Source organism: Massilia litorea (assembly GCF_015101885.1).
GTDB classification, from domain to species: Bacteria; Pseudomonadota; Gammaproteobacteria; order Burkholderiales; family Burkholderiaceae_D; genus Telluria; species Telluria litorea.
Map to the genome: position 1 here is coordinate 3,806,615 of NZ_CP062941.1, position 25,807 is coordinate 3,832,421.

Annotated in this window: 28 protein-coding genes and 1 pseudogene; 15 read left to right on the forward strand and 14 right to left on the reverse strand. The window is 68.6% G+C overall.

Annotated elements, in window-relative coordinates; translation table 11 throughout:
- Positions 1-13: 13 nt before the first annotated feature.
- Both LPB04_RS17135 and LPB04_RS17140 read right to left on the reverse strand, forming a co-directional pair.
- Positions 14-580, reverse strand: coding sequence for a M23 family metallopeptidase (locus LPB04_RS17135; protein ID WP_193685715.1), 567 nt, complete (start codon positions 578-580; stop codon positions 14-16).
- Between the two features lie 127 nt (positions 581-707).
- Positions 708-1,085: a hypothetical protein gene (locus tag LPB04_RS17140; protein WP_193685716.1), complete on the reverse strand. Its 378-nt coding sequence runs from the start codon at positions 1,083-1,085 to the stop codon at positions 708-710.
- 219 nt (positions 1,086-1,304) lie between these two features.
- Here LPB04_RS17140 and LPB04_RS17145 point away from each other — a divergent pair, with 219 nt between their 5' ends.
- The 5 genes from LPB04_RS17145 (at position 1,305) to LPB04_RS17165 (ending at position 4,471) form a co-directional block, all read left to right on the forward strand.
- Positions 1,305-1,661: a YciI family protein gene (locus LPB04_RS17145; RefSeq protein WP_193685717.1), complete on the forward strand. Its 357-nt coding sequence runs from the start codon at positions 1,305-1,307 to the stop codon at positions 1,659-1,661.
- A 115-nt stretch (positions 1,662-1,776) separates the two neighbouring features.
- Positions 1,777-2,202, forward strand: a complete 426-nt coding sequence (locus tag LPB04_RS17150) for a YciI family protein (protein ID WP_193685718.1) — start codon at positions 1,777-1,779, stop codon at positions 2,200-2,202.
- Positions 2,203-2,212: 10 nt separating this feature from the next.
- Positions 2,213-2,752 carry an SRPBCC family protein gene (locus tag LPB04_RS17155; RefSeq protein WP_193685719.1) on the forward strand — a complete coding sequence of 180 codons (540 nt, stop codon included), beginning with the start codon at positions 2,213-2,215 and terminating at the stop codon, positions 2,750-2,752.
- 25 nt (positions 2,753-2,777) lie between these two features.
- The gene (locus tag LPB04_RS17160; RefSeq protein WP_193685720.1) at positions 2,778-3,188 is read left to right on the forward strand and encodes a VOC family protein; all 411 of its coding nucleotides are present in this window, start codon (positions 2,778-2,780) and stop codon (positions 3,186-3,188) included.
- Entirely contained in the window at positions 3,188-4,471 is a 1,284-nt protein-coding gene (locus tag LPB04_RS17165) for an RNA polymerase sigma factor (protein ID WP_193685721.1), read from the forward strand. The genes LPB04_RS17160 and LPB04_RS17165 overlap by 1 nt, the downstream gene beginning before the upstream one ends.
- An 80-nt stretch (positions 4,472-4,551) precedes the next feature.
- On the opposite strand, the gene LPB04_RS17170 is transcribed toward LPB04_RS17165, so the two are convergent.
- From LPB04_RS17170 to LPB04_RS17180, 3 genes are all read right to left on the reverse strand, one after another.
- The gene (locus LPB04_RS17170; protein WP_193685722.1) at positions 4,552-4,938 is read right to left on the reverse strand and encodes a cupin domain-containing protein; all 387 of its coding nucleotides are present in this window, start codon (positions 4,936-4,938) and stop codon (positions 4,552-4,554) included.
- A 101-nt stretch (positions 4,939-5,039) separates the two neighbouring features.
- Positions 5,040-5,789: an anti-sigma factor family protein gene (locus LPB04_RS17175; RefSeq protein WP_193685723.1), complete on the reverse strand. Its 750-nt coding sequence runs from the start codon at positions 5,787-5,789 to the stop codon at positions 5,040-5,042.
- A complete protein-coding gene (locus LPB04_RS17180; protein WP_193685724.1) occupies positions 5,786-6,271 on the reverse strand; it encodes an RNA polymerase sigma factor in 486 nt (161 codons plus the stop codon). Before LPB04_RS17180 ends, LPB04_RS17175 begins: the two co-directional genes overlap by 4 nt.
- A 106-nt stretch (positions 6,272-6,377) precedes the next feature.
- On the opposite strand from LPB04_RS17180, the gene LPB04_RS17185 reads away from it, so the two are divergent.
- The 6 genes from LPB04_RS17185 to LPB04_RS17210 all read left to right on the forward strand — a co-directional run bounded on the left by LPB04_RS17185 (position 6,378) and on the right by LPB04_RS17210 (position 12,000).
- On the forward strand, positions 6,378-7,676 hold the full coding sequence (locus tag LPB04_RS17185; protein WP_193685725.1) for a S8 family serine peptidase: 1,299 nt from the start codon (positions 6,378-6,380) through the stop codon (positions 7,674-7,676).
- A gap of 101 nt (positions 7,677-7,777) precedes the next feature.
- Positions 7,778-8,725, forward strand: coding sequence for a hypothetical protein (locus LPB04_RS17190; RefSeq protein WP_193685726.1), 948 nt, complete (start codon positions 7,778-7,780; stop codon positions 8,723-8,725).
- Positions 8,726-9,021: 296 nt separating this feature from the next.
- A complete protein-coding gene (locus LPB04_RS17195; RefSeq protein WP_193685727.1) occupies positions 9,022-9,855 on the forward strand; it encodes an ABC transporter substrate-binding protein in 834 nt (277 codons plus the stop codon).
- Positions 9,856-9,864: 9 nt separating this feature from the next.
- Positions 9,865-10,557 carry an amino acid ABC transporter permease gene (locus LPB04_RS17200; RefSeq protein ID WP_193685728.1) on the forward strand — a complete coding sequence of 231 codons (693 nt, stop codon included), beginning with the start codon at positions 9,865-9,867 and terminating at the stop codon, positions 10,555-10,557.
- 7 nt (positions 10,558-10,564) lie between these two features.
- Entirely contained in the window at positions 10,565-11,275 is a 711-nt protein-coding gene (locus LPB04_RS17205) for an amino acid ABC transporter permease (protein ID WP_193685729.1), read from the forward strand.
- Positions 11,272-12,000, forward strand: coding sequence for an amino acid ABC transporter ATP-binding protein (locus LPB04_RS17210; RefSeq protein ID WP_193685730.1), 729 nt, complete (start codon positions 11,272-11,274; stop codon positions 11,998-12,000). Before LPB04_RS17205 ends, LPB04_RS17210 begins: the two co-directional genes overlap by 4 nt.
- Here the strand turns inward: LPB04_RS17210 and xth are convergent, their stop codons facing one another.
- Positions 12,001-12,819 carry an exodeoxyribonuclease III gene (gene xth / locus LPB04_RS17215; protein WP_193685731.1) on the reverse strand — a complete coding sequence of 273 codons (819 nt, stop codon included), beginning with the start codon at positions 12,817-12,819 and terminating at the stop codon, positions 12,001-12,003.
- Positions 12,820-13,001: 182 nt separating this feature from the next.
- On the opposite strand from xth, the gene LPB04_RS17220 reads away from it, so the two are divergent.
- The 3 genes and pseudogenes from LPB04_RS17220 to LPB04_RS17225 all read left to right on the forward strand — a co-directional run bounded on the left by LPB04_RS17220 (position 13,002) and on the right by LPB04_RS17225 (position 14,205).
- Positions 13,002-13,514 carry a hypothetical protein gene (locus LPB04_RS17220; RefSeq protein WP_227496450.1) on the forward strand — a complete coding sequence of 171 codons (513 nt, stop codon included), beginning with the start codon at positions 13,002-13,004 and terminating at the stop codon, positions 13,512-13,514.
- A gap of 121 nt (positions 13,515-13,635) precedes the next feature.
- A pseudogene (locus LPB04_RS24105) lies at positions 13,636-13,785 on the forward strand (IS1595 family transposase); the annotation flags it as partial.
- Positions 13,786-13,878: 93 nt separating this feature from the next.
- Complete coding sequence (locus LPB04_RS17225; RefSeq protein WP_193685732.1) at positions 13,879-14,205, forward strand: hypothetical protein; 327 nt, start codon at positions 13,879-13,881, stop codon at positions 14,203-14,205.
- Here LPB04_RS17225 and LPB04_RS17230 read toward each other — a convergent pair.
- The 5 genes from LPB04_RS17230 to LPB04_RS17250 all read right to left on the reverse strand — a co-directional run bounded on the left by LPB04_RS17230 (position 14,202) and on the right by LPB04_RS17250 (position 19,637).
- A complete protein-coding gene (locus tag LPB04_RS17230; protein WP_193685733.1) occupies positions 14,202-15,311 on the reverse strand; it encodes a metallophosphoesterase in 1,110 nt (369 codons plus the stop codon). The genes LPB04_RS17225 and LPB04_RS17230 overlap by 4 nt on opposite strands.
- Before the next feature lie 7 nt (positions 15,312-15,318).
- Positions 15,319-16,278 (reverse strand): MYG1 family protein, encoded by a 960-nt coding sequence (locus LPB04_RS17235; protein WP_193685734.1) that lies wholly within the window; start codon positions 16,276-16,278, stop codon positions 15,319-15,321.
- 112 nt (positions 16,279-16,390) lie between these two features.
- The gene (locus LPB04_RS17240) at positions 16,391-17,350 is read right to left on the reverse strand and encodes an alpha/beta fold hydrolase (protein ID WP_193685735.1); all 960 of its coding nucleotides are present in this window, start codon (positions 17,348-17,350) and stop codon (positions 16,391-16,393) included.
- Positions 17,347-18,156, reverse strand: a complete 810-nt coding sequence (locus tag LPB04_RS17245) for an SDR family NAD(P)-dependent oxidoreductase (protein WP_193685736.1) — start codon at positions 18,154-18,156, stop codon at positions 17,347-17,349. Before LPB04_RS17245 ends, LPB04_RS17240 begins: the two co-directional genes overlap by 4 nt.
- Positions 18,153-19,637: a flavin-containing monooxygenase gene (locus LPB04_RS17250; RefSeq protein WP_193685737.1), complete on the reverse strand. Its 1,485-nt coding sequence runs from the start codon at positions 19,635-19,637 to the stop codon at positions 18,153-18,155. Before LPB04_RS17250 ends, LPB04_RS17245 begins: the two co-directional genes overlap by 4 nt.
- A gap of 83 nt (positions 19,638-19,720) precedes the next feature.
- Between LPB04_RS17250 and LPB04_RS17255 the strand changes: the two genes are divergently transcribed.
- On the forward strand, positions 19,721-20,368 hold the full coding sequence (locus LPB04_RS17255; RefSeq protein ID WP_193685738.1) for a TetR/AcrR family transcriptional regulator: 648 nt from the start codon (positions 19,721-19,723) through the stop codon (positions 20,366-20,368).
- On the opposite strand, the gene LPB04_RS17260 is transcribed toward LPB04_RS17255, so the two are convergent.
- From LPB04_RS17260 to kefF, 3 genes are all read right to left on the reverse strand, one after another.
- Positions 20,365-23,244 (reverse strand): hybrid sensor histidine kinase/response regulator, encoded by a 2,880-nt coding sequence (locus LPB04_RS17260; protein WP_193685739.1) that lies wholly within the window; start codon positions 23,242-23,244, stop codon positions 20,365-20,367. The two genes, LPB04_RS17255 and LPB04_RS17260, sit on opposite strands and share 4 nt — an antisense overlap.
- 158 nt (positions 23,245-23,402) lie before the next feature.
- Positions 23,403-25,205, reverse strand: coding sequence for a glutathione-regulated potassium-efflux system protein KefC (kefC, locus tag LPB04_RS17265; RefSeq protein WP_193685740.1), 1,803 nt, complete (start codon positions 25,203-25,205; stop codon positions 23,403-23,405).
- Positions 25,195-25,779 (reverse strand): glutathione-regulated potassium-efflux system oxidoreductase KefF, encoded by a 585-nt coding sequence (gene kefF / locus LPB04_RS17270; protein ID WP_307727231.1) that lies wholly within the window; start codon positions 25,777-25,779, stop codon positions 25,195-25,197. Before kefF ends, kefC begins: the two co-directional genes overlap by 11 nt.
- Positions 25,780-25,807 lie beyond the last annotated feature (28 nt).

Below are 25,807 nucleotides of genomic sequence, written 5' to 3' on the forward strand. Positions count from 1 at the left end.
CTCTGTCACGGTTTCACCGGGCACCGCCCACGCGTTCGTGCTCATGCGTGGGCATACCGCCCCCGACAGCCGTCAGCATCGGATACGGATTGATCGCCCCCGCCGCCCCATAAATCCCATAATGCAAATGCGGCGGCGTCCCCGCCGCATTCCCCGTGGTCCCCACATACCCGAGAACGGTCCCGGCCCGCACCCGCTGCCCCTTCTCGATATCCGCATAGCGGTCCAGGTGCGCATAATAATGCCGCTGCCCGCCCGGCCCCAGTACCCAGACGACTTGCCCGCCCAGCCGGTTGGTGCCCACGCGCAGCACGACGCCTTCGGTGCTGGACGTCACCGCCGTGCCGCGCCTGGCGAAAATGTCGATCCCCTCATGCCTGCGCCCCTCGCTGCGAGCCCCATGCCAGGTATCGCGCAGGCCGCGCGGCGCAACGCCGCGCACCGGCACCGGCAAAGCGGCCGGCGGCGCCATCGCGGCCAGCCGCATCGCATACAGCATGTTCTTCAGCCAGGGGCCGAGCAGCGCGAAGCCGCCCAGCAGAAGAAAAAGGAGCAGGGCGCTGCGCAACAGGTTTCGCATCGGGTCTCCTCGGCGCGGTTTGGCAAAATGGCGGGCGCGGCGACGCGAACGCCGGGCCGGGAGCGGGGCGTTCGCCGATGTCGATGGCGCCGCAAACGGGCGCCGTGAGATGGGATATGGTCGCGGCTTATTGCTCCTTGCCCATCACGTCCTGGTCCAGGCTATGGCCGAGGCCGCCCTGGGCGCTCTGGCCTTTCTGTCCGCTCTGCTGGCTGCCGCCGCCCTGGCTCCCCTTGTTGCCCTGGCTGCCCTGTCGTTGCTGGCTGGCGTTCGAGCGGGTGCCCCTGCCGAGGGCAGGCGTCGTGTCGCCGTCGTCCAGGTCGGCCGACTGGCGGTTCCCCGCACGGTTGCCGCTGTCGCCGGCCGAAGGCATGCCGATGCCGCCGTCGCGGGTGCCCGTATTCAGGTTGCCGGTGGTGCCGGTGATGCCCGCACTGCTCGTACCCACGCCCGTCAGTTCGTCGTAGTTGCGGCCTTTCGTGCCCCTGCCTTTGTTCTCTGCCATTGCTGCCTCCTGCTGTGGGTGATCGGTTCCCCGATGGTAACGCCAGCCTGAGGACGAACAATAGGCGCATGGGAGAGAGCCTTGTAGGAGCAGTCGCACGCGGTCTCATCCGTACTATTCCGTCGGCAATGAGCTCAAGCATTGGTCCAGGCTTTACTCGACCACCGACCCGTTGCATACTGCTTGCTCTTGTGTCTACATTGTTCGAGGGGACAGTCGATGTCGTACATGTTGCTGATACACGAGCCGGTCGGCCAGCGCGCCACGCGCACCGAGGCCGAAGGGCGCGCAGTCTATGACCGCATGCTGCGCTTCGGCGACGCGCTGCGCGAGGAGGGCGTCCTGCTGGGCGCGCAGTCGCTGGCGCCCCTGAGCCGCGCCACCCGGGTGCGTGTGGAAGGCGGCAAGGCCAGCGCCGTCGACGGCCCCTTTGCCGAGGCCAAGGAAATGATCGGCGGCTTTTACCTGGTCGACGTGGCCACCCATGCCGAAGCCGTGGCGCTGGCGGCGCGCTGCCCGGCTGCCGAATGGGCCACGGTCGAAGTGCGGGCGCTGGCGCCCTGTTACGAAAGCTGAGGTCTTTTTTTCGCACGGCGTGTCGATTTGCGGTGCGCCCGTTCGTCGTGTCAATGGAAACGGATACAGCGCGGCAGGGGCCGCGCGCCGTCCATCACACAGACAGGAGAACAGCATGCGTTACATGATCATCGTCAAGGCCACCCCCGAGTCCGAAGCCGGCGTCATGCCCGGCGAAGAACTGCTGGGCGCCATGGCCGACTTCCACGGCGAACTGGCCCGCGCCGGCGTCCTGCTCGACGCCAACGGCCTGCATCCGAGCAGCCGCGGCTGGCGCATCCGCTACCGGGGCAAGGAGCGCGGCGTGATCGACGGCCCGTTCACGGAATCGAAGGAAATGATCGCTGGCTATTCCATGATCAGCGTGCGCACGCCCGAGGAAGCTTTGGCGTGGGCGCGCCGCTTCCCGAACCCGCGCGGCGAGGGGCTGGACGCCGAGATCGAGGTGCGCCGGGTGTTCGAGCTCGACGATTTCCCGCAAACCGGAAATTTGGAGCGGTTCCGCGAACTCGAAAACGGCCAGCCTGCGCCGCAAGCCTGAAGGAACACCGATGTTGACTTTATTCCTGCTCGCCGCCGCCGTGCTGGCGATTGCCCTGCTGGCCGCCAGCCGCAGGCCCGACGCCTTTCGCGTCGAGCGGCGCATCCACATCGAAGCGCCCGTTGCGCAGGTCGAACCGCTGGTCGGCGACATGCGCCGCTTCATGACCTGGAATCCGTTTGCGAAGGACAAGCCGCTGGCGCTGGATTTCAGCGGTCCCGCCGGCGGGACGGGCGCCGCCTGCGACTTCGCCGGTTCCGGCGCGGCCGGCCGCGGCAGGCTGGAAGTGATCGACTCCCGGCCCGGCAAGATCACGATGCGCCTGACGATGGCCGCCCCGGTCCGCTGCGAAAACACCATCGAATTCCTGCTGGTGCCCGGCGCGGCGGGAACCGACGTCCGCTGGGCCATGCATGGACGCAGCCCCCTCATCGCCAAATTCATGGGCCTGCTGTTCGATACCGACAACATGGTCGGGCGCGAGCTCGAAAGCGGACTGGCGGACCTCAAGGCCCTGGCCGAGGCGGCCGGCGCCATCAAAGCGGCCTGATGCCGCGAAACGGAAAGGACACGGTATGCACAAGCAAATCTTCGTCAACCTGCCGGTCAAGGACCTGGCGCGCAGCCGCGCCTTCTTCTCCAGCCTCGGTTTCGATTTCAATCCCCAGTTCAGCAACGACGACGGGGCCTGCATGATCATCGGCGAGAACATCTACGCGATGCTGCTGGTCGAGCGCTTCTTCCAGGGTTTCACCAGCAAGCCGATCGCCGACGCCAGGGTGAGCACCGAGGTGCTGACCTGCCTGTCCTGCGAGAGCAGGGAGGAGGTCGACGCACTGGTCGCGAAAGCCGTCGCAGCCGGCGGGCGCGCGCCCAACCCGAAGCAGGACCACGGCTTCATGTACGGCCACGGCTTCGAGGACCTGGACGGGCACGTATGGGAACTGTCGTGGATGGACATGAACGCCTTGCCGCCGCGACCTTGATGAGAGGAGCCGTCGACGCGGCGATCGCCGCCGTCTGGCGCATCGAGTCGGCAAAGATCGTCGCCGGCGTGGCGCGCCTGGTGCGCGACATCGGCCTGGCCGAAGAGCTGGCCGGCGACGCGCTGGTGGCCGCGCTCGAGCACTGGCCGGAGGCAGGCATTCCGGACAATCCGGGCGCCTGGCTGATGCGCACGGCGAAGAACGCCGCGCTCGACCACCTGCGGCGCGACAAGTCTTACCGGGAAAAATGCGCCCAGATCGGCCACGACCTGGAAGCGATGGAGGCCCATATTGTGCCGGATTTTGTCGACGATCTCGACGCTGCGCGGGACGCAGCTGACAACGGCCTTGTCCACGACGACCTGCTGCGGCTGATGTTCACCGCCTGCCATCCGGTGCTGTCGACCGAAGCGCGGGTCGCGCTGACGCTCAAGCTGCTGGGCGGCCTCTCCACCCACGAGATCGCGCGCGCCTTCCTGGTGCCCGAACCGACGATTGCCCAGCGCATCGTGCGCGCCAAGCGCAGCCTCGGCCAGGCGCGCGTTCCCTTCGAATTGCCGCCCCCGGCCGAGCTGGCCGAACGGCTCGCATCGGTGCTGGAGGTGGTCTACCTGGTCTTCAACGAAGGCTACACCGCCACCAGCGGCAGCGACTGGATGCGCCCCGCGCTGCAGGACGAAGCCCTGCGCCTGGGGCGCATGCTGGCCGAACTTGCGCCGCGCGAACCGGAGGCCCAGGGACTGGTCGCCCTGATGGAGCTGCAGGCCTCGCGCGCCGCCGCCCGGGTCGATCGCGAAGGCCGGCCGGTGCTGCTGCTGGAACAGGACCGCCTGCGCTGGGACGGCATCCTGATCCGGCGCGGCCTGGCGGCGCTGGCCCGCGCCGAGCTGCTGGGTCCGCCCGGCCCGTACACCCTGCAAGCCGCGATCGCCGCCTGCCACGCGCGGGCGCGCATGGCGGCGGAGACCGACTGGAAGCGCATTGCCGCGCTGTACGGTGAGCTGGCGCGCGTCAACCCCTCACCGGTGGTCGAGCTGAACCGGGCGGTCGCGGTCGGCATGGCCGAGGGGCCGGCGGCCGGGCTGGCGCTGGTGGACGAACTGGCAGGGCAAGGCAGGCTGGCGCGCTACCAGTGGCTGCCGGCGGTGCGCGGGGATTTGCTGGAGAAGCTGGGACGAGGTGCGGAGGCGAGTGCCGAGTTCACGCGGGCCGCGCAGATGGCGACGAATGCGCGGGAAAAGGCGCTGCTGGAGGAGCGGGCGCGGACGAATGCCGGCACGTAGGGTGGGCATGCCCACGCGGACATATGCGTCTCGTCTGCGCATCCTTCCGCGTGGGCGCCCGTCAAACCCGTCGTTACAAATCAATGCCCGTGCTGCTTCTCGTACTCGTCCGCTTCGGCCTTGTTCGCATGCACGATGCCGTCCGGGTGCTCGGGCGGGGTGTACAGCGTGTACAGGCGCATCGGTTCGGTCTTCGAGGTGTTGATGACGTTGTGCTCGGTCCCGGCCGGAATCACGACGGCCACGCCGTCTTCCAGCTTGTGCTCTTCGCCGTCCAGGATGGCGACGCCTTCGCCGGCTTCGACGCGGATGAACTGGTCATGGCCTTCGTGGTGCTCCATGCCGATTTCCTCGCCCGCCTGCAGGGTCATGATCACCAGCTGGCTGCGCTTCGTCGTGTACAGGACCTCGCGGAAGTTGTTGCCCGCAAGCGTTTTTTGTTCGATGTTGATGCTATAGCCCGACATGTTCTCTCCCATTCAAGTTCGGCGCCGCTCGCATCGGGCGCCAGGTGACTTGATTGTATAGCACGTGCGCGCGGGCTGCCGGAGACGGTTCAGCGCCTCCTTCAGCGTCTCCAGCCGCGCTCGCGCGCCGCGCGCTCGGCGGCGGCGTTCATCGTCGTTCCCGCAATGCGCTCGTCGATGGCGTCGAGCACCGCCTCCGGCGCCGTGCTGGCCGCCTGCCGGTAGGCGCCGCCGCTCGCCGCCTTGTCGCTCAGGACGGGTATGCGCCAGGTCTCGCCCTCGCGGCAGGCCAGGCCGGCGCTGGCGCCCACGCTGAAGCTGCGGCAATAGCCGCCGTCGCGGGTGGCGAAGCTGACGCCGATGCGCACCGGGCTGTTCGGCGCCGGATCGCTCGCCAGCTGGCGCGAGAGGGCGCCGGCCAGCTGGCCGCGCGCCACCAGGCGTCCGCCGCCGTCGGCACCGACGAAGCCGCCGCCGTCGTCCTTGAACCACAGGCTGCCGGCCAGCACGCCCAGCACCAGGGTCGCGGCCAGCGCGCCCCAGCGCGGCCAGACCGGCTGGCGGACGGGCGCCGCCGCGGGCGCGGGCGTGGCTGCGGCGCGGGTGCGGGCGTTGCGCGCGGCGTCGAGGGACAGCACCTTGCTGGCGGCAGCCGCGTCGAGGCGCGCCGGCACCGGTTCCTCCAGCACGCCGGCAAAGGCATCGAAGACCCGCGCGCGCAAGGCGCGGTGGCGTTCGACGATGGCGGCCAGCTCTGGATCCGCGCGCACGGCGGCGTCGACTTGGCTGCGCTGCGGTTCGGCCAGCTCGCCGTCGGCATAGGCCATCAGGATATCGTCGGAAAATGTCATGTCAGGGCTCTTTCATCGGACAACAGCTTTTGTAATGCCTCGCGGGCACGCGCCAGGCGGCTGGTGAGGGTGCCCATCGGAATATCGAGGACGGCCGCGGCTTCCTTGTAGGGCAGGCCGTCGACCAGCACCAGCGCGACCACGATCCGGTGTTCCTCGCTCAAGAGGCTCATCGCCTTCTGCACGGCCATGCGCTGTACCTGGGCTTCGGCGCCGTCGTGCCCGACGTGTTCGCCTTCTTCCTCGGGGGCGAAGACGGCATCGCGCCGGACCCGGCTGCGCACCTCGTCGATCCAGGCATTGCGGATGATGCGGAACAGCCAGCTGTCGAGCCGGGTGCCGTCGGTATATTGTTCACTGCGGCCGAGCGCGCGCTCCATCGCGACCTGGACCAGGTCGTCGGCGTCCTCCCGGTGGAAGGTGATGGAACGCGCGAAGCGTCGCATCCGGGGCAGCAGGGCGGCAAGTTCGTTGGCAAGCATGGGGCGATTGGGGTTCACATGAATAAAACGTTGGCGGCATGGATTTTATTCCATCTGACCATCGTTTTATATTTCATGACGCCAACCATCCCTTATGATCGCGACCATGAGACTCTTTTCTTCCTTCGCAAAAGGCCTGGCCTGGGCGCTGCTGCTGTGCTCGACCGGCGCCGCCCATGCCCAGTTGCGCCTGCCCGGTTTGCACCTGCCCCAGCCCCTTGGCGGGCTGGACAGTCTGGCGCGTCCGGCCGAACGCCTGCTCGAGCGCAGCGTGCCGGGCGACCTGCGCGGCTTGCGCCTCGATGCCGTCGAGACGCTGCTGCGGCGCCACCGCACCGAGCTGGAAGCCGATCCGCGCGGCGAGCCGGTGGTGCGGGGCGAGATCCTGGCCACGTCGCCGGCCGCCGCGGCCCTGGAGGCGGCGGCGGGCCTCGAATTTGCGGTGCTGCGCGCGGACCGCTTCGAGGAACTGGGCGAGTCGCTGGTGGTCCTGCGCGTGCCGCCGAACCTGTCGACGCAGGAGGCGCTGGCACGGCTGCGGGCGCTCGACCCGGCCGGTTCCTACGATTTCAACCATGTATATACGGGCAGCTCGGCCTTGCCGCTCGGTGGCGGGGGCGGGGCCGAAGCGGCGCGCGGCGGGACTGCGGCGGGCGCCGTCGGCCTGGTCGACAGCGGCGTCGACCTCGGTCACCCGGTGTTCGAGGGTGCCGCCGTCGAATCCTTCGGCTGCGACGGCAAACCGCATCCGGCGCCGCACGGCACGGCGGTCGCGGCCCTGATGGTTGGACGCGCCGAACGCTTCGCGGGCGCCGCGCCCGGCACCCGGCTGTTCGCGGCCGACATCTATTGCGACAGCCCGACCGGCGGTTCGGCCGACAAGATCGCCGGCGCCCTCGGCTGGATGGCACGCGCGCGCGTCGGCGTGGTCAACATCAGCCTGGTCGGGCCGCCGAACGCGCTCCTGGAGCGGGTGGTGGCCGCGATGGTCGCGCGCGGACACCTGCTGGTGGCGGCCGTCGGCAACGACGGGCCGGCTGCGCCGCCCCTGTATCCGGCCAGCTATCCCGGCGTGGTCGGCGTGACCGGCGTCGACCGCCAGGGCCGTCCGCTGCCCGAAGCCGCGCGCGGCCCGCAGGTGATGTTCGCCGCGCCCGGCAGCCAGATGGTCAGCGCCGCGCCCGGAACGTCGCCTTACCGGCAGGTGCGCGGCACCTCGTTCGCCGCCCCGATCGTCGCCGCCTTGCTGTCGAAAGCGCTGCCGCAGCCGGACCGTGCCGCCGCTGCCCGGGCCGTGTCGACGCTGGCTGCGCAGGCCGTACGGGAGAACGATGCACCGGCGGACGCGCTCGGGCGTGGCGTGGTGGGCGCCGCCTTGCGCGTCGACCCGAACCGGTTTCGCTAAAAATTTAAAAATATTTTTTGGATGGATGGAATAAACGGCCGAGTCCGCTCGTTTTCCTGATAACGGCGCGCAATCGAGCGCCTCTAACAGGAGAAACCACCATGCAAACCAAAAATATCGTCCGCCAGCTCGCCATCGTTTTCGCCCTGTCCGCCGCCGCGTCGGCGCAGGCCCAGTTGCTCGGCGGAGGAGGCGGCCTCGGCGGCTCGGTCGGCGGCATGATCGGCGGCGGCCTCGGCGGCGGCATGCGCCCGATGGCGCCGATGCAGGACATGCGCCGCGTCGAGCGGGCCGCTCCGGTCGAACGCAGTGTTTCCGGCCGCGGCGCGGCAGGCGGCGAGGGCAGCGCCCGCGCTGCGGCACTCCCGGGCGTGGGAGGCTTGCCGCTCGCTTCGCGCGGCGCGGCTGACGCCACGGGCAGCGGAAACGGCAGCCTGGCCGGCAGCGGCGCGCAAGCCGGGCGCGATGTGCAGGCCGGCGGCAACGGTACGGGCGGCCTGACGGGTGGGCTGGCCACGGGCCTGGGCGGCGGGCAAGGCGCCGCCAGTGCAAGCGGTAACGGCGAGGCCGGCGTGGCCGGCAGCGTCCGGCGCGGCGCGGCCGACCTGGGCGGCGGTACGACAGCCGGCGGCACATCGGCGGGCGCTGGCGGCACGGCCGCTCCGGCGTACCCGATGGCCGGCGGCGCCAACGGCAGCGCCTCGACCGGAGGCGGCGCAAGCGCATCGGCCGGCATCGCGCCGGGCGCAACGCTGGGCGGCGCCCGTGAACTGGCCGGCAGCGCCGCCGGCGGCGCACGTTCGGCAGCGTCGCCGGTTGCAGGGGCTGCGCGCAGCCAGGTCGCCAGCACCCGCGACTATGCCGCCGGTACGGCCGCCAACGCCCGCGGCGCGGCGCAAGCGGCCGGCAGCGCCGCCGGCGGCAGCGCGCGCGGAATCGCGAACAAGGCTGCGTCGACCCAAATGCCGGTGTCGGGTTCCGTGAACGGCTCGGTGGGTGGCTCCGCTTCGGGCAGCGCCAGCGGCAGCGGCAAGGCCGGCGGCAACTAAGTCCACGGCCTAAAGTAACGTAGGGTGGGCATTCATGCCCACGCGGTGCTACGTCGCAGCGAGATCGTCGTGCACGATCACGGAGCCCGTACGTATCACCGCGCGGGCGGAGCCCGGTGAAACCGTGGGCGAGGCCTTTGGCCTCGCCCATCCCCTACGAAAAAAGGCGCACCGCCGCCGGCCGGCGGTGCGCCTTTATGCCGAATGAACATGTCCTTATAGGAATTCAGTCCTTCATCCGGTCATTCACATGGCGTATACTCTCGGGTTCGTCTATTCATGCCCCTTGGAGTCTCATGGCCACCCGCCGCACACTACTTGCCTGCGCGATCGCGCTTTCCGCCCAGCTCGCCCTTGCCGGCGGCGCCCATGCCGACCAGCTGGCCGACATCAGGAAGAAGGGCGAGATCGTCTTCGGCGTGCTCGGCACCGACGAGCCGAACAGTTTCATCGACCCGAAAACGCGTGAACTGGTCGGCTACGAGGTGGACCTGGCCAAGGCCGTGGCAAAGAAGATCGGCGTCAAGCCGGTCTTCAGGCAGATGTCGGTCGCGGCCCGCATTCCCGAGCTGCAGCAGGGCCACGTCGACGTGCTGGCGGCCACGCTCACCCACAACAAGGAACGCGAATCCCAGGTCGATTTCGCGCTGACCCACTTCGTGACCGGCTCCAAGGTCATGGTGCGCGCCGCCGGCGGCGTCACCGCCTTGCCCCAGCTGGCCGGCAAGAAGGTCGTCACCGTCCGCGGCGGTACCCAGGAAACGAACATCCGCGCCGCCGTCCCGACCGCGACCATCGTCACCTTCGAAAACACCCAGCAAGCCTTCCAGGCCCTGCAGCAGGGCAAGGGCATCGCATATGTCAACGACGAGTCCTCGCTGCTGGCGGACTACGGCAAACTCGGTCCCGGCGCGAAGAATTTCACGATCCTGCCGAACAGCATCGGCGTCGAGTCGATTGCGCTCGGCCTGCGCAAGGGCGAGAAGAGCCTGAAGGCGGTCGTCGACGCGACCCTGCGCGAACTCGAGACCAGCGGCGCGGCCAATGCCCTGTTCAACAAGTGGTACGGCCCGGGCACGCGCCCGAACATGACCAAGCGCACGTTTTCGATCCACACCGACAAGATCTGAGTTTTTGTTTTGACGTTTTTCGATGCAAGCCTGCTCCGGTCCGGCGAATACCACGACTGGCTGGTGCAGGGTTTTACCACTTCGCTCCAGCTCCTCGCCGCCAGCTTCGTGATCGCTTTGCCCCTGGGCGTGGCGATCGCGCTGATGCGCACTTCGCACGGCCGCGCCCTGCGCGGCCTCGGCGCCACCCTGGTCGAGGGCATCCGCAACGTGCCGCTGCTGGCGCACCTGCTGTTCTGGTACTTCGCCTTTCCCGAGCTGCTGCCGGAACCCGTGAAACTCGCGCTCTACGACAGCAATCCCGAATTCATCTGCGCCGTGATCGCGCTGTCCCTGTACGCGGGCGTGCACATGGCCGAGGATATCCGCAGCGGCATCCGCGCCGTCCCGGGCGCCCAGATGGAAGCGGCGCGCTCGCTCGGCCTGGGCCGCCTCGCCAGTCTGCGCCTCGTGCTGCTGCCGCAGGCCATCCGCATCGCCGTGCCGCCGCTGCTGTCGCAGACCGTCAACCTGTGGAAGGACACCAGCGTCGCCACCGTCATCGGCGCGGCCGAGATGATGTACCAGGCCGCGCGCGTCGAGACGGCGACCTTCCGCAGCGTCGAAGCGTTTACGTTCGCGACCCTGGCCTACCTGACGGTCTCGCTGGCGATTTCGCTGGCCGCGCAGCTGTATGCGCGCCGTTTCCCGGTGCGGACCTGAGGCCGGCATGATTGAACTGATCCACGACTACTGGCTGTACTTCCTCGTCGGCCAATACCCGAACGGACCGCTCGGCGGCCTGACGCTGACCATCCTGTTATCAAGCGCCGCCCTGGTGCTGGCAATGCCGCTCGGGCTCCTGCTCGGCGTCGCACGCGTCAGTCCCTGGCGCGCGGTGCGCTGGCCGACCGCGGTGCTGGTGCAGATCGTGCGCGCGGTGCCGCTGCTGCTGGTGGTGTTCTGGGCCTACTTCTTCCTGCCGGCCGTGACCGGCGTGAAGACGGGCCAGGCGACCACGATGCTGATGACCCTCGTGCTGTTCGACGCCGTCTATCTCGCCGAAATCGTCGCCGCCGGCATCCGCTCGCTGCCGAAAGGGCAGCTCGAAGGTGCGCGTTCGCTCGGCCTCTCCTACGGCCAGGCGCTGCGGCTGGTGATCCTGCCGCAGGCGCTGCGCCATGTCCTGCCGTCGCTGGTGAGCCAGCTGGTGGCGACCATCAAGGCCACCTCGCTCGGCTATATCATCGGCCTGTCCGAAGTCTCCTTCATCGCCACCCAGGTCAACACCCTGGTGTTCACCAGGGCGGTCGAGGTCTACATCGTGCTGGCCCTGACCTATTTCATGTTGTGCTTCGGTCTCTCGCGCCTGGCCTTCCTGCTCGAGCGCCGCATGAACCGGCGCCCGGTATCTGCTTTCGCAACAAAGGTGACACCATGATCGTCCTCGACCAGGTCAACAAGTGGTACGACCAGTATCACGCACTCGCCGACGTCTCCGAGCGCGTCGCGAAGAACGAAGTCGTGGTCGTCTGCGGCCCCTCGGGTTCCGGCAAATCGACCCTGATCCGCACCCTGAACCGGCTCGAGGAAATCGACGGCGGCAGCATCGCCATCGACGGGCGCGACATCCATGCGCGCGGCCTCGACGTGAACGCGCTGCGCGCCGGGATCGGCTTCGTGTTCCAGCACTTTAATCTGTTCCCGCACCTGACAGCGCTCGAGAACTGCATGCTGGCGCCGGTGAACCTGAAGCGCGCGACGAAAACCGAGGCGCGCGCCTATGCCCTGGAGCTGCTCGACGGCGTGGGCCTCGCGCACAAGGCCGACGCCTTTCCGCACGAACTGTCCGGCGGCCAGCAGCAGCGCGTGGCGATCGCCCGCGCGCTGGCGATGCGCCCGCCGATCATGCTGTTCGACGAGCCGACCAGCGCGCTCGACCCGGAAATGGTGGGCGAAGTGCTGGGCGTGATGCGCAAGCTGGCGGGCGAGGGCATGACCATGGTCTGCGTCACCCACGAGATGGGATTCGCGCGCGACGTGGCCGACCGCATCTGGTTCATGAGCGAAGGCCGCATCCTCGAAAAAGCGAAGCCGGAAGACTTCTTCACCCATCCCGCGCATCCACGTGCGCAGCAGTTCCTGGCCGACCGCAGCGGCCGCTGATCAGACCTTGTTGACCTTACTGGCGGCCTTTCTGGTCGCCAGCGCTTCCATGTCCAGCTCGATCCAGGTCGGCACGTGGTCGCTGGGCTTGTCGCGTCCGCGAATCTCGTGGTCGGTGCCGGCTGCGCGCAGGGCAGGCGCCAGCGACGGGCTGAGCAGCAGGTGGTCGATGCGCAGGCCCGCGTTGCGGCCGTAGGCATTCCGGAAGTAGTCGTAGAAGGTGTAGATGACCTCGTCCGGGTGCATGGCGCGTACCGAATCGGTCCAGCCCTGGTTCACGAGGCGATGGAAGGCCTCGCGCGACTCGGGCCGGAACAGGGCGTCGGTCAGCCAGCGCTCCGGCTTATAGACGTCGAGCTCGGTCGGCATGACGTTGTAGTCGCCGGCGATCACCACCGGCGCGCCGGTCTCGAGCAGTTGCTGGGCGCGCGTGATCAGGCGCTCGAACCAGGCCAGCTTGTAGTCGAATTTCGGCCCCGGCGCCGGGTTCCCGTTCGGCAGGTAGAGGCAGGCGACGACCAGGTCGCCGATGACGGCTTCCAGGTAGCGGCTCTGTTCGTCGCTGTCGTCGCCCGGCAGGCCGCGCGTGACTTCGACCGGATCGGTTCCGCGCGCGAGGATGGCGACGCCGTTCCAGCTTTTCTGTCCCTGCCAGATCGCCCCGTAGCCGGCGGCATTGATCTCGGCCAGCGGGAAGCGCTCCTGCGGCGCCTTCAGTTCCTGCAAACAGGCCACGTCCGGCTTCTTTTCCTCGAGCCATTCGAGCAGGGCCGGGAGGCGGCTGCCGATGCCATTGATGTTGAAGGTGGCGACGCGCATGTTTTCTCCATGTTGTTGATAGTGATGTTGTAACTCAGCCGGGCTGGAGCAGGCGCACGACAGGCTGTCAACGTTTCCAAAAAGACATGTATCTTGAGAACCACAGACACTGCTGAGCGTGCGCGGGTTTTTTTGCAAAATATATATGATTGAATCTTACTTACTTAACTCCGGAGAAACACATGTTCACTTCCATCCTGCGCACCATCGCCCGTCCAGCCGCCGTTACTCTTTTGCTGGCGGCGTCGGCCACTGCGTCCGCAGGGAGCTGGGTCGTCAAGCCGATCACGATCGAAGGCGCGCTGGTCGAGGCCGTGGGTCCGGCCGATCGCTGCCTGTCGAAATTCGGCGGCACCATCAGCGGTCATGGCACTAGCGACCTCATGGGCGGCAAGGTCGTGTTCATCGCAACCGACTGCATCACCCCGGTCGGACCGCTGTTCAACTTCAGCAACGGCAAATTCGTCGTGATGACGACCTCGGGTGACCAGATCTTCGCCAACTACAGCGGCCAGTTCGTGCCGACCGGCGAAGGCGCGAAATACGTGTTCTCCGGCGCGAGCTTCCAGGTCACCGGTGGCACCGGCAAATTTGCCAAGGTGACCGGCGGCGGCACCCTGACCGGCGGCGAAGACATGATCACCGGCACCGGCAACATCAAGCTGGAAGGCAAGGTCCTGTACTTCCAGAACTGATCCGCCAGGCACGGACGGAAGCGGCGCCAGCGATGGCGCCGCTTTTATTTTGGCGCTGTTCGCGTTAAGTGTGGAATCTTCTTGAACGGCTGAGGTCCAACCCGGACTTCACCCCTGAGCCAGCTGCCTGCGCGGCTGGCTGCAGCGGTTTCGCGGGGTTGCCAGCCGTTACCTCGGCAACTATCTCGGCTGGCGCTGGGCGCTCGACGGCGCCCGCGTCAAGACGCCGGAGGCTTTGCTGCGAGCGGCAATCGGCATATTCCACACTTAACGCGAACAGCGCCTTTTATTTTGTCCTGTGCGCCGATGGTTTTCGCACGCTGGCATCCTGTGACGTCTCGTTACCAACCAACAGGAGCACAGCATGTCGACATACGACGACAAGAACAACGCGAAAGGCCGGTCGTGGGACCAGATCACGAAGAACGGCACCGGCAGCGCCGCCAGCGTGGGCGTGGGCGGCACCGGCGACAGCGGCAAGCTCACCGGCGACGGCAGCCGGCAGTCGGCCGGGCGCACCGACGACCTGCTCGACGACGGCTCGTCGCAGGAGGAAACCAAAGGCTTTTCGAGCAGCGGCGGCAAAGTCGATACCGGCCTGGAAGGCATGGGCAAGCAGGGCGGTTCCCAAGGGAATCGCCAGTCGGGAGAGCAGGGCAAGACGGGCGACAGCGAGCCGCGCAAGCGCTAGCGCTTCGCCCGCAGCGTGATCCGGACGATCTCGCCCGGCTGCCACAGGCGCATCCGCGGCCCCCAGCTGCCGGCGCCGCGGCTGATTACCAGCTGCATGCCGTGCGCCGCGTGCTGCCCGACCACGTGCGGAAAGCGCCGCTGCACGAGGTAGTTGAACGGCCAGAACTGGCCGCCATGCGTATGCCCCGAGAGCATGAGGCCGACGCCGCGCGCGGCCGCCATGTCGATGACCGGCGCGGCCGGCGTGTGCGAGAGCAGGATGGTCGCCTCGTTCGTGGACGCCGGCAGCACGCGCTCGAGAGCGGTGGTGAGGGACGCGCCGCCGTGCATTGCGCGGCCGACGTCCTCGATCCCGGCCAGCACCAGGCCGGGCGCCAGCTCGACCCGGGCATTGCGCAGCCAGCGCACGCCGCCGGCTTCGAACTCGGCCACCGTGGTCTCGGCGTCGCCGTAGAACTCGTGGTTGCCGGTCACGGCCCAGACCCCGCGCGGGGCCTGCACACCGCGCAGGATGGCCGCCAGGCGCGGGTCGCCGATCGGGTTGTCCTCGACCTGGTCGCCCACCATCAGCACGGCCGCCGGGTGCAGGGCGTTGATCTGGGCGACCCGTTCTTCCATCCAGGCGGCGCGGCGCTGGGCGCCCAGGTGCAGGTCGGTAAGCATCACCAGCACGGTACCGTCCAGCGCGGGCGGCAGGTTTTTCATGGCCACCTCGTACTCGACCACGACCGGCGCGCGCACACCCTGGTAGATGGCGAAGGCGCCGAGCAGCACGCCGGCGATGGCCGCGATGCCCAACAGGCGCGGCGCGCGCGTACGCCACCATAAGCCAAAGCCGGTCGAGAAGTCCGCCACCAGCAGGCACAGCGTCATCACCAGCATGATCCCGAGCCAGTTCAGCGCGAACTGCTCCGGCCACCAGCGCCAGTCGGTCGCGTCGTCGCCCATGTGCACGCCGGCCAGGTAGACGAACCAGACGAGCAGGGCGCCGGGCCACCAGCCGCGCGCAGGCACGCGTGCACGGATCCCCTCGATCCGGTACAGGCGGTGGGCCACGTAGAAGTGGAACAGGGTACCGACGATGTTCAGTACGACTGAAAACATGGAGGGCCTAGTCCGCCACCGCTCCTTGCGCCACGTCCTGCAGGGCCAGGCGTGCCAGCGCCCGGATGCCCTCGTAGGATTTGGCCGCAGCGATGAAGCGTCCGTTATGGCAGAAGCTTGCATCCGGCACGCCGGTCACCCGGGCGAGATCGGCGTCGCGCAGGCCGGCCCAGGCTTCGGGCAGGTCGGCGCGCGCATCGAAACTGTCGGCGCTGACCGGCACCGTGTGGATCATGTAGCGCTGTTCTGCGATGCTGTGGCTGATGACGAACAGGACTTTCGGCATCTCCTTGCGCACCACGGCGGTCCAGGGCAGGGCGCCGTTGTTCAGGAAGAGCAGCCTGCCGCCTTCGAGCACCTCGGCGCCGCGCACCTGTTCCAGCGCCAGCAGGGCGCCGACCCGGTACTTGACCGAGTTGACCATGATGTCGGTGAGCAGGGCCATCGCTTTCCGGAACTGGCTCAGGCGGTAGGCGTCGGCCGCTTCGCCGTAGCCGAGGCGCTGCTCGTCCATCCAGTTCGGGTTGAAGCCGGAGACCACGGCCGACAGGCCATAGCCGCCGGGCGCGTTCCTGGCCGCGCCCACGTCCGACAAATCCAGGTACTGGACGACGTCGGCATCGATCGCGTAGGCCATCTGCTGGCAGGCATCCGCGCTCAGCGTCTGGCCCGTGTGTTCGAGGGCCAGGGCCGCCACGCAGCGGGCGCCGTATTCGCGCCAGACCAGGCCCGCGCTGGCGTAGGGCACGCCGGTCGGGCGCGCGGTGTCGAAACCTTTCTGGTGGTGGTCGAAGCGACCGCTGGCCGGGTCATGGATGCCGCCGACGTCGATCGCGAAGTCGGCCGCCTCGATCGTGGCCGTGTCGCGCGTGCGCACCAGTTGACTGTCCGGGAACAGGATGAAGAGGACGGCGCATGCCCATGCATCGTCCGCGTGAAACTTGCCGCTATGCGTTACCACTACCATACCTGCTCCGATCTGAAATCAGCGAACTGGCCGCGGGCTTGAAACGCCCGCCGGCCCTGAGTCCAGATGATACCGGTTCAGGCGAAGCGGCGTGCGCCGATGCGGACGGGGCTCAGGAAGCGATGTGCGCCGGCGCCGCCGTGCGCGCGCACTGTTCGACGAATTCGGCGACCAGCTGCGGCTGGGTCACCGGCAGCATGTGGCCGCCGTCAACCAGCTGCAGCCGCGCGCCCGCCACCTTGTCGGCCAGCGCCTGGCCGTTCTGTTGCCAGTCGAGGATGGCGTCCTCGCGGCCGTACAGGACCCCGGTCGGCACCGACAGTTCGCGATAGCGCGCCTGCACCCGCGGCATGTGGCCGGGCAGGGCCTGCATGTCGGCGGACGAGGCCAGGAACTGGCGCGGACGCAGGCTCAGCATGCCGCCGCCCTTGACGGGGAAATCGCGCGGCGCGCTTTCCGGCGCGAAGACCGCGGCGAGCACCTTCTTGCCGCCCGCGATCGAGCCCGGCGTGGCCAGGGTCCAGGCGAACAGCTTGCGCAGCCAGGGCGATTCGATCGCGAGCGCCTTGAAGACTTCGGGCGCCGCGTCCTGTAGATGGGTCAGCGGCGCGATCAGGGCCAGGGCGCCGACCTTGCCGGGATGTTCGAGCGCCAGCGTCAGCGCGATGGCGCCGCCCAGCGAATGGCCGGCCACGGTCGGGCGCTCCAGGCCGAGCCGGTCGATCAGGGCGGCCAGGCTCGCGGCCTGGCTCGAAACGTCGGCCGGCGTCGCGGCATCGCGGGTCGAATGGCCCGAGCCTGGGCGGTCGACCACGACCACGCGGTGGTTCCTGGCGAGGTAGTCGGCCACGCCGTAATCGAAGTGGGCGCCCTGGCCGCCGAGTCCGTGGATCAGCAGAACGGCCGGGCCGCTTCCAGATTCGCGCACATGCAGGCGCGCGCCCGGCACGTCGACGAAGCGCCCCTTCGGCGGCAGGAAGGCCTCGATGCGGCCCGCGGTGCGGTGCGTGAACCAGGCCAGGCCGAGCAGCACCAGCAGCACCAGGGCCAGGAGGACGAACAGGATAGTCATCGGGCAGTCGCTTTCTTGAGGATGCGCCAGTAATTCACCGGCGACAGGCGTTCGAGGAGGGATACGAATCGGGCGTCGTTGCCGACCAGGATGCGCGCCTGGCGTCGTTCGATGCCGCGCGCGATGATTTCGCCCGCGGTCTCGGGCTCCATGCGCAGCAGCTTTTCGGACAGCTTGCGCCCGCGCGCGATTTCCTCGGCCGGAGCGTCGCGCGGCACGCGGGCATTCTTCGCGATCGCGGTGGCGACGCCGCCCGGATGCACCACGCTCACCGCCACCGTGCTGCCGTCGAGTTCATGGCGCAGCGCGTTGGAAAAGCCCCGCACCGCGAACTTGCTGGCCGAGTAGGCGGCCTGGCCGGGCGGCGAGACGAGACCGTAGATGCTGGAGACGTTGACGATGCGCGCTTCGTCGCTGGCGCGCAGGAGCGGCAAGAAAGCCCGCGTCATGCCCACGACGCCGTTGAAATTGATGTCCATCAGCCAGTCGAAATCGTCTTCGTCGACCTGCTCGAAGCTGCCGCCCAAGGCCACGCCGGCATTGTTGACGAGCAGGTCGACCCGCTTGTGGGCGTCCATCACCGCCGCCGGCAAGGCGCGTACGGCCGCGCGGTCGGCCACGTCGACGAGATGGGTGGTGACGCGCACCCTGAGGCTCGACAGCATCCAGGCGGTTTCCTTCAGGCCGGCGGGGTCGATGTCGGCCAGCGCCAGGTGGCAGCAGCGCCTGGCCAGCGCCAGCGCAGTGGCGCGGCCTATGCCGCTGCCAGCGCCGGTGACGACGGCGACCCGGTTCGAAACGTTCATGGCATTCTTCCTTTCGGCCCGAAACGCATCACGCCGTCGGCGATGCGTCCGAAGCGGATCGTAAACATATCCTGGAAATAGTTCTGGTAGACCTGCCAGGGACGGCGGCTGCCCTGTTTCGGCAGCAGCGCGGCGGCACGCTGGACGTAACCCGAGCTGAAGCCGAGGAAGGGTTCCGCCATCACGCCCGCTTGCTGGCGCACGACGGCGATCGCCTGGCTCTTGCGGTCCATGTAGGTCAGCAGGCGGCATACCCAGGCCGCCGTCAGGTCCGCCTTCAGCGTCCACGAGGCATTCGTGTAGCCGAAGGTCATGACGCTGTTGGGCATCCCGCTCAGCATCATGCCCTTGTAGGCCATGGCTTCGCTGGGCACCCAGGGCTTGCCGTCGACCGAGACCTGCGCGCCGCCCAGCACCGACAGCGACAGGCCGGTGGCCATGACGACGACGTCGGCGTCCAGCACGCGGCCGGACGCGAGCACGATGCCGCTTTCGGTGAAACGCGCGATATGGTCGGTGACGACTTCCGCCTGGCCGTGCTTCAGGGCCTTGAACAGGTCGCCGTCGGGCACGACGCAGACGCGCTGGTCCCAGGGCTTGTAGTCGGGCGTGAAATGGGCGATGTCGACGCCCGGGCCGAGCTGGTGCTGCGCCATCTGCACGATCTTCCGTTTCGCCAGTTCCGGCTTGCCGCGCGCGATGCGGTACAGGAGCATGGACTCGAGGATCACGCGCCAGCGCGTGGCCCAGTAGGCGAGGTTCGGCGGCAGGCGGCGCTGCAGGCGCCGGGCGAACCCGTATTCCGACGGGCGCGACACCACATAGCTGGGCGAGCGCTGCAGCATCGTCACGTGGGCGGCGGTCGCGGCCATCGCCGGCACCAGGGTCACGGCGGTGGCGCCGCTGCCGATCACGACCACGCGCTTGCCGGCGTAATCGAGGTCCTCGGGCCAGAACTGGGGCTGGACGATGCGTCCCCTGAAGGCTTCTTCGCCTTCGAAACGCGGGCGGTAGGCCCGCTCGTAATCGTAATAGCCGCTGCACATGTGGAGGAAACGCGTGCGGATCGTGCGGGTTTCACCCGTTTCGCCAGCCTGCGCCTCGACCGTCCACAGCGCGTCCGCGCTCGACCAGGCCGCGCTTACCACCTTGTGCCGGAAGCGGATGTGCTGCTCGATGCCTTGGCTGCGCGCGGTCTCGCGGATGTAGTCGCGGATCGCGGGACCGTCGGCGATCGCCCTGGCGTCGCGCCAGGGCCTGAAGCCGTAGCCGAGCGTGTACATGTCGGAGTCGGAGCGGATGCCCGGATAGCGGAACAGGTCCCAGGTGCCGCCGATCGCCGCGCGCGCTTCCAGGATGGCGTAACGCTTGCCCGGGCAGCGTTCCTGCAGCATGGCGGCGGCCCCGATGCCCGACAGGCCGGCGCCGACGATCAGGACGTCCAGGGGCGCGTCCTCGTGCCGCGAAGGTGGGGTGTGCATGGCGTCTCTGCTTGTATTTTTATATAGTTGACACTCTACATTGTCAGATTATTTGTGACAAGCAAGTGTGTCAAAATAGCGGGATGACTTTCGAACCGACCGCACCCCGCGCCTACCGCGGCGTCTCGCCCGAACAGCGCCGCGCCGAGCGGCGGGCCAGGCTGATCGCCGCCGCGATTGCCGTGTATGGCGAGCGCGGCTACCGCCAGGCGACCGTCAAGGCGGTGTGCGAGGCGGCCGGGCTGACCGAGCGCTATTTTTACGAATCCTTCGAGAACAGCGAAGACCTGCTGGTGACCTCCTTCAATGCCGTCACCTATGCCGTGTTCGACGAGCTCACGGCCGCCGCCCGGGCCGCCGGACGCGGCCGGGGCGCGCGCGCACGCGCCATGCTCGACGCCTATTTCAGCGCGCTGCAGCGCTCGCCAGCCTCGGCGCGGGTCTACCTGGTCGAGATCCGGGGCGTCAGCCGCGAAGTCGACAAGGCCTTCGATGCGGCCCTGCACGCGATCGGCGCCGAGGTGGCGCGCCAGATCGCGCCGGCCGGGGCCGAGCCCGACCCGCTGCTCGAAGCGGGAATCGTCGGCGGCGTGATGCACATCGCGCTACGGTGGATCGATGCCGGCTACCAGCCGCCGCTGGAAGTGGTGACCGACACCGCGCTGCGGCTCGGGATGGTACTTGCGCGGCCTCGGCGCAGCCCCGGCCGCGGCCAGCCGGCCCGGAGCTAGTCGCCTACCTTGCGATCGAGGACCGCGGACAGCGACTCGAGCTTGACCGGTTTCACGAAGTGGTGGTCGAAGCCGGCGCTGCGCGCCAGCACCTTGTCGTGCGCCTGGCCGTAGCCGGTCAGGGCGACGTAGCGGGCCGGACGCGCGCCCTGCAGGGCGCGCAGGCGCCGTACCAGTTCGTAGCCGTCAATGTCGGGCAGGCCGATGTCGAGGATGAACACCTCGGGCCAGTCGGCGGCGGCGTTGGCGAGCGCCGCGCCCGGGCTGTCGGCGGTCGACACCGTATGGCCGAGGGCGCCCAGCACGTCGGCCAGCGATTGCGCGGCGTCGATGTTGTCGTCGACGACCAGCACGCGCCGGCCCGGCGAGCCCGGACATCCGGCTTCGGTACCCACCGCGCCGGCCTGCTCGTGCGCACCCGGCGTGCGCTCCGGACCGGCCGTGGCGGCGATGTCGAACGCCACGCGGAAGGTGCTGCCGTGCCCGAGTCCCTCGCTGTGCGCCTCGACCCGGCCGCCGTGCAGCTGCACCAGGCTTTTCACCAGCGCCAGGCCCAGGCCAAGCCCGCCCTGCGAGCGGTCGGGCGTGCGTTCGGCCTGCGAAAACAGGTCGAATACCTGCGGCAGCATCGCGGCGCCGATGCCGATGCCGTTGTCGCGCACGCTGATCGTGACGCAGCCGGCGTGGGTCGAAACGGCCAGTCCGATGCGCCCGCCCTGGGGCGTGTACTTGGCGGCGTTGTTGAGCAGGTTGGCCACGACCTGCACCAGGCGCGTGCGGTCGCCGAGGACGCGCACCCCGGCGCAGCCGAGGTCCGGTCCGAGGTCGAGCTCGAAGCGGTGCGCGCGCGCCTCGATCAGCGGGCGCGCCTGTTCGACGGCGCCGGTGACGACCGCGCTGATGTCGACCAGCTCGCGCTCGAGCGCCACCAGGCCGCGCGTGACGCGCGAGACGTCGAGCAGGTCGTCCACCAGCGCCGTCATGTGGCGCACCTGGCGGGTGATCACTTCGCTCGACTGGCGGATGCGCTGTGCGTTCGAGCCGGCCATGGTCAGCAGCTGGGCCGCATTGCTGATCGGCGCCAGCGGGTTGCGCAATTCGTGCGCCAGCATCGCCAGGAACTCGTCCTTGCGGCGGGCGGCGGCGCGCAGTTCGTCGGCGCCGGCCTTCTGGTCGTGGATGTCGGTCAGGGTGCCGACCCAGTGGGTGGCGCGGCCGTTCTCGTCGAAGCTCGGCATGGCGCGGTTGAGCACCCAGCGGTAGCCGCCCGCGTGGTGCACCATCCGGTGCTCGGCCTCGAACAGCACGTTGGCGGCGAAGCTCTTTTTCCAGGCCGCCAGCAGCGGGCCCTGGTCGTCTGGATGGACCACCTGGCGCCAGATGCGGTAGGAAGCCGCGGCCGGCACGATGCCGGTGTATTCGTGCCAGCGCTCGTTGACATAATGCTCGCTGCCTTCGACATTGCTGGACCAGACCATCTGCGGGATCACGTTGGCGATGCTGCGGAACTTCTGCTCGCTTTCCTTGAGCGCGCGCTCGGCCTGGACCTGGGCCGAGATGTCCATCGTCGCGGCCACCGCGCCGACCAGGGCGCCGCCGGCGTCGCGCATGGCCTGGGCGCGCACCAGGACGGTCTTTCTCGTACCGGGCGCGCCGAAGGGTTCGATCTCGATCACCGCTTCGTGGCTGTCGCCGCCATCGAGCACGCGCGCGATCGGCCAGTCGGATGGCGCCATGCAGGAGTCCGGGGTGGCGCCATCGGCCGCGAGCCATCCCTTCCAGGCGTCGTAGCCGGCGATGCCGTTGTCGGGCAGGTAGTCGCCCCAGATGGCCCGGTTCGCGGCATTCGTCACCAGCAGGCGACCGTTGGTGTCGGCATAGGCGATGCCGACCGGCGCCGCCTCCAGCAGGGCGTCGAGGCGGCGCCGGCTGTCTTCGGCGCGCAGCGAGGCCGCGGCGGCCCGTGCTTCGCTGGCGATACGCGCATCCTCGGCCATCTTGCGCGCCGTGATGTCGACCGCGATTCCGGCAAAGCGGCGCTTGCCGCTGGCCGGATCGGTGAACACCTTGCCGCGCGCATTGACCCAGACCTCGCATCCCGAGCGCTGGGGAATCCGGTAGTCGATGTCGTAGCGGGTGTCGAGGTGCGCCGGGGCCAGGATCACGGCCTCGATTGCGGCCACCACGCGCGGCCGGTCTTCGGGATGGATCATGTCGGTGAAGCGTTCCAGTTCGGTGCCGGAGCGCGCCAGCGCCGCGTCGACTTGGAACAGGCGCGCGAAGCGCTCGTCGACATGGGTCGCGCCGTCGTCGAGGTCATACGACCAGGTGCCGATATTGCCGGATGCCTCGAGCGAGAGCGCCAGGCGTTCCTCGGCCTCCTTGTGGCGGGCAAGGGCCCGCACCTTGTCGGTGACTTCGACGCAGGTGCAGATCAGGCCGCGCACGCTGCCGCCGGCGTCGCGCAGCGGGTTGTACGAAAAGGTGAACCAGGCCTGTTCGGGGTAGCCGTGGCGCTCGAGCGTGGTTTCGTAGTTCTCGAAAAAGAAGGATTCGCCCGCCATCACGCGGCGGATATACGGGCCGAGGCTGTCCCAGACTTCGTGCCAGACCGCCGGGTAGGGCGAACCGAGGCTGTGCGCCTTCTGGCCCAGCATCGGCTCGTAGGGGTCGTTGAAGAACAGGGTCAGGTCCTCGCCCCAGACCAGGAAGGTCGGGAAGGAGGAGCTGAGCACGATGCCGAGGCTGGTGCGGAGCGTGGCATCCCAGGCCTCGATCGGGCCGAGCGGATGCTTCGACCAGTCGAGGCTGCGGATGCGCCGGCCTGTCCTGCCGCCGTTATCGAGGAATTCTGCCTGGTTTGCTTGCTGGTTCACGGTCGTCCGAGGCGGCTAAATTTTGTATTCTACACAGTTCCTCGTCCGCAAATCCGGCATTGTCGATCCGCCAGCGGGCGGCCCGCCGCGAAGCCGGCGCCCTTGGCGCTCAGTTCCGTCATTTTTTTCGCCGGCTTCGGCCCGCGGCGGACGCAGGCTCAGTCCCAGCCTTTTTCCGATTCCTTTTCGTAGCTCTTGAGGTCGCGCGCGAACATCTCGTTGAGTTCGTCGCGCGCACGCTTGGCCATCGAGACGTACTGCTCGCGGTCCTTGTAGAAGGGATAGACGGCATCGACGCTCGCCTTGTTGTGCTCGCGGAATTTCAGGGTCGCCTCGCGTGCGCGGTAGGCGCCGTAGCCGAGCTGGCCGAGCACGCGCCGTCCGAGCTGCAGGGCCGACTCGAAGGTCTCGCGCTCGATCACGGTCACGCCGCGGTCCATCAGCTGGTACAGGTGGGTGACGTTGCGCGCCCGCGCGAGGATGGGCAGGTCCGGGAAATGCTCGCGCACGGCGTCGGCCAGGGCCAGGCTGTCTTCGATGTCGTCGATCGCCAGCACCAGCGCGCGCGCCTTGCCTGCGCCGGCCGCATGCAGCAGGTCGACCCGGGTGGCGTCGCCGTAGAAGACCTTGAAGCCGAAGCGGCGCAGCAGTTCGATCTGGTCCGGATCGTGGTCGAGCACCGTCAGGCGGATGCGGTTCGCGTTCAGCAGGCGCCCGACGATCTGGCCGAAGCGTCCGAAGCCGGCGATGATCACGTGGCCCTCGTTGTCGTCGATGGCATCCGGCTCGCGCAGGTTCTGCCCGTGGTAGCGCGGTTCGAGTACCTTGTCGTGCAGGAGCAGCAGCAGCGGCGTGGTCACCATCGACAGCGCCACGGTCGCGACCAGGATCGAGCCGACTTCGGGCGTGAACACGCGCGCCGCGCCCGCCGCGCCGAACACGACGAAGGCGAACTCGCCGCCTTGCGAGAGGAGAAAGGCGAACAGCCAGCGCTGGCCGCGCGCGATGCCGAAGCGGTGGGACAGTGCAAACAGCACGGCCAGTTTCAGCGCCAGGAAAGCGAGCACCAGCCCGAGTATCAGCAGCGGCTTCGACAGGAAGACGCCGAAGTCGACCGACATGCCGACCGCGATGAAGAACAGCCCGAGCAGCAGGCCCTTGAACGGTTCGAGGTCGGTCTCCAACGCATGGCGGTATTCGGAGTCGGCCAGCAGCACGCCGGCCATGAAGGCGCCGAGCGCCATCGACATGCCGACCCACTGCATCAGCAGCGAGATGGCGATCACCAGCAGCAGGGCAAACGCGGTGAAGATCTCGCGCATGTCCGACTTGGCGATGATGCGCAGCGCCGGACGCACGAGGTAGCGGCCGGCGACGATCACGCCGAGGATCACGCCGGCCAGGCGCGCGGCGCCGAGCCAGCCGCCGCCGCTGCTGTCGCCTGCCGCCACCCCCAGCAGGGGGATCAGCGCGATCATCGGGATCGCCGCGATGTCCTGGAACAGCAGGATGGCGAAGCCGGCCTGGCCGGCGGGCGTGCCCATCAGGTTGCGCTCGCCCAGGGTCGCCAGGGCGATCGCGGTCGAGGACAGGGACAGGCCGAGCGCGCCGACCAGGGCCACCTGCCAGGAAATGCCCGCCAACAGGGCCGCGCCGCACAGGACCCCGGCCACGCCCAGTACCTGCGCGGTGCCCCAGCCGAAGATCGGGCGCCGCATCGACCACAGGCGCGCCGGCTCGAGTTCGAGGCCGATCAGGAACAGCAGCAGCACCACGCCGAACTCGGAAAAGTGCAGGACGGTCTCCGCCTGCGTGATCAGCTTCAGTCCCCAGGGCCCGATCGCCATCCCGGCCAGCAGGTAGCCGAGCACGGCACCGAGGCCGAGGCGTTTGGCCAGCGGCACCGCCAGCACGGCGGCGGCGAGGTAGACGACGGCATTGGCGAGGAGCTCATTTTCCATTTGCGGTTCCATCGGCGTGTCGTTTAGGCGGGGTGAGCAGGAAGGCCTCGAGGCGGGCGCGGAAGGCCGCGACGTGCGCCTCGATCGCGGCCTGGTCGGCGCCGTTCGCGCCATGCAGGATGTGGGGCGGCCACCAATGCATGCCGCACAGGAGGGCGGTCTGTTCGAAGGGCGGCAGGTAGGCCTCGAACGGGCGCCCGTGGCGCTCGCCCGCCTGGTACGCGTCCTCCGGGCTGCCGGTGGTCACCGCCAGCCAATAGCCCTTGCCGCGCAGCGCGGTGGCGCCGGGACCGTAGGCCCAGCCGGGTTCCAGCACGCTGTCGGTCCACTCCTTCATCAGGGAAGGCATGCTGTACCAGCGGATCGGATGCAGGAACACGACCAGCTCGGCCTGTTCCAGCAGCGCCTGCTCGCGCGGCACGTCGATGTAGAAATCGGGATAGGTCTCGTACAGGTCGTGCACCAGCACGCCATCCAGGGCCCGCGCGGCCTCGGCCAGCCTGCGGTTGATGCGCGAGCGGTGCGGCGCGGGGTGGGCGTAGAGGACGAGGACGCGGTGATTCGGCATAGGCATGTACGTGATTGTCTTGCACGATTGTACA

Excerpts from the sequence above, each read along its gene's own strand:
- LPB04_RS17255 (WP_193685738.1), top strand. The coding sequence starts at position 19,721 with ATGACTTTCGAACCGACCGCACCCCGCGCCTACCGCGGCGTCTCGCCC.
- LPB04_RS17185 (WP_193685725.1), top strand. The coding sequence starts at position 6,378 with ATGAGACTCTTTTCTTCCTTCGCAAAAGGCCTGGCCTGGGCGCTGCTG.
- LPB04_RS17175 (WP_193685723.1), bottom strand. The coding sequence starts at position 5,789 with ATGACATTTTCCGACGATATCCTGATGGCCTATGCCGACGGCGAGCTG.
- LPB04_RS17150 (WP_193685718.1), top strand. The coding sequence starts at position 1,777 with ATGCGTTACATGATCATCGTCAAGGCCACCCCCGAGTCCGAAGCCGGC.
- LPB04_RS17235 (WP_193685734.1), bottom strand. The coding sequence starts at position 16,278 with ATGGTAGTGGTAACGCATAGCGGCAAGTTTCACGCGGACGATGCATGG.
- LPB04_RS17170 (WP_193685722.1), bottom strand. The coding sequence starts at position 4,938 with ATGTCGGGCTATAGCATCAACATCGAACAAAAAACGCTTGCGGGCAAC.
- kefC (WP_193685740.1), bottom strand. The coding sequence starts at position 25,205 with ATGGAAAATGAGCTCCTCGCCAATGCCGTCGTCTACCTCGCCGCCGCC.
- LPB04_RS17240 (WP_193685735.1), bottom strand. The coding sequence starts at position 17,350 with ATGACTATCCTGTTCGTCCTCCTGGCCCTGGTGCTGCTGGTGCTGCTC.
- LPB04_RS17225 (WP_193685732.1), top strand. The coding sequence starts at position 13,879 with ATGTCGACATACGACGACAAGAACAACGCGAAAGGCCGGTCGTGGGAC.
- LPB04_RS17165 (WP_193685721.1), top strand. The coding sequence starts at position 3,188 with ATGAGAGGAGCCGTCGACGCGGCGATCGCCGCCGTCTGGCGCATCGAG.
- LPB04_RS17160 (WP_193685720.1), top strand. The coding sequence starts at position 2,778 with ATGCACAAGCAAATCTTCGTCAACCTGCCGGTCAAGGACCTGGCGCGC.
- kefF (WP_307727231.1), bottom strand. The coding sequence starts at position 25,779 with ATGCCTATGCCGAATCACCGCGTCCTCGTCCTCTACGCCCACCCCGCG.
- LPB04_RS17245 (WP_193685736.1), bottom strand. The coding sequence starts at position 18,156 with ATGAACGTTTCGAACCGGGTCGCCGTCGTCACCGGCGCTGGCAGCGGC.
- LPB04_RS17195 (WP_193685727.1), top strand. The coding sequence starts at position 9,022 with ATGGCCACCCGCCGCACACTACTTGCCTGCGCGATCGCGCTTTCCGCC.
- LPB04_RS17180 (WP_193685724.1), bottom strand. The coding sequence starts at position 6,271 with ATGCTTGCCAACGAACTTGCCGCCCTGCTGCCCCGGATGCGACGCTTC.
- LPB04_RS17205 (WP_193685729.1), top strand. The coding sequence starts at position 10,565 with ATGATTGAACTGATCCACGACTACTGGCTGTACTTCCTCGTCGGCCAA.
- LPB04_RS17220 (WP_227496450.1), top strand. The coding sequence starts at position 13,002 with ATGTTCACTTCCATCCTGCGCACCATCGCCCGTCCAGCCGCCGTTACT.
- LPB04_RS17145 (WP_193685717.1), top strand. The coding sequence starts at position 1,305 with ATGTCGTACATGTTGCTGATACACGAGCCGGTCGGCCAGCGCGCCACG.
- LPB04_RS17250 (WP_193685737.1), bottom strand. The coding sequence starts at position 19,637 with ATGCACACCCCACCTTCGCGGCACGAGGACGCGCCCCTGGACGTCCTG.
- LPB04_RS17135 (WP_193685715.1), bottom strand. The coding sequence starts at position 580 with ATGCGAAACCTGTTGCGCAGCGCCCTGCTCCTTTTTCTTCTGCTGGGC.
- LPB04_RS17190 (WP_193685726.1), top strand. The coding sequence starts at position 7,778 with ATGCAAACCAAAAATATCGTCCGCCAGCTCGCCATCGTTTTCGCCCTG.
- LPB04_RS17210 (WP_193685730.1), top strand. The coding sequence starts at position 11,272 with ATGATCGTCCTCGACCAGGTCAACAAGTGGTACGACCAGTATCACGCA.
- xth (WP_193685731.1), bottom strand. The coding sequence starts at position 12,819 with ATGCGCGTCGCCACCTTCAACATCAATGGCATCGGCAGCCGCCTCCCG.
- LPB04_RS17140 (WP_193685716.1), bottom strand. The coding sequence starts at position 1,085 with ATGGCAGAGAACAAAGGCAGGGGCACGAAAGGCCGCAACTACGACGAA.
- LPB04_RS17155 (WP_193685719.1), top strand. The coding sequence starts at position 2,213 with ATGTTGACTTTATTCCTGCTCGCCGCCGCCGTGCTGGCGATTGCCCTG.
- LPB04_RS17230 (WP_193685733.1), bottom strand. The coding sequence starts at position 15,311 with ATGTTTTCAGTCGTACTGAACATCGTCGGTACCCTGTTCCACTTCTAC.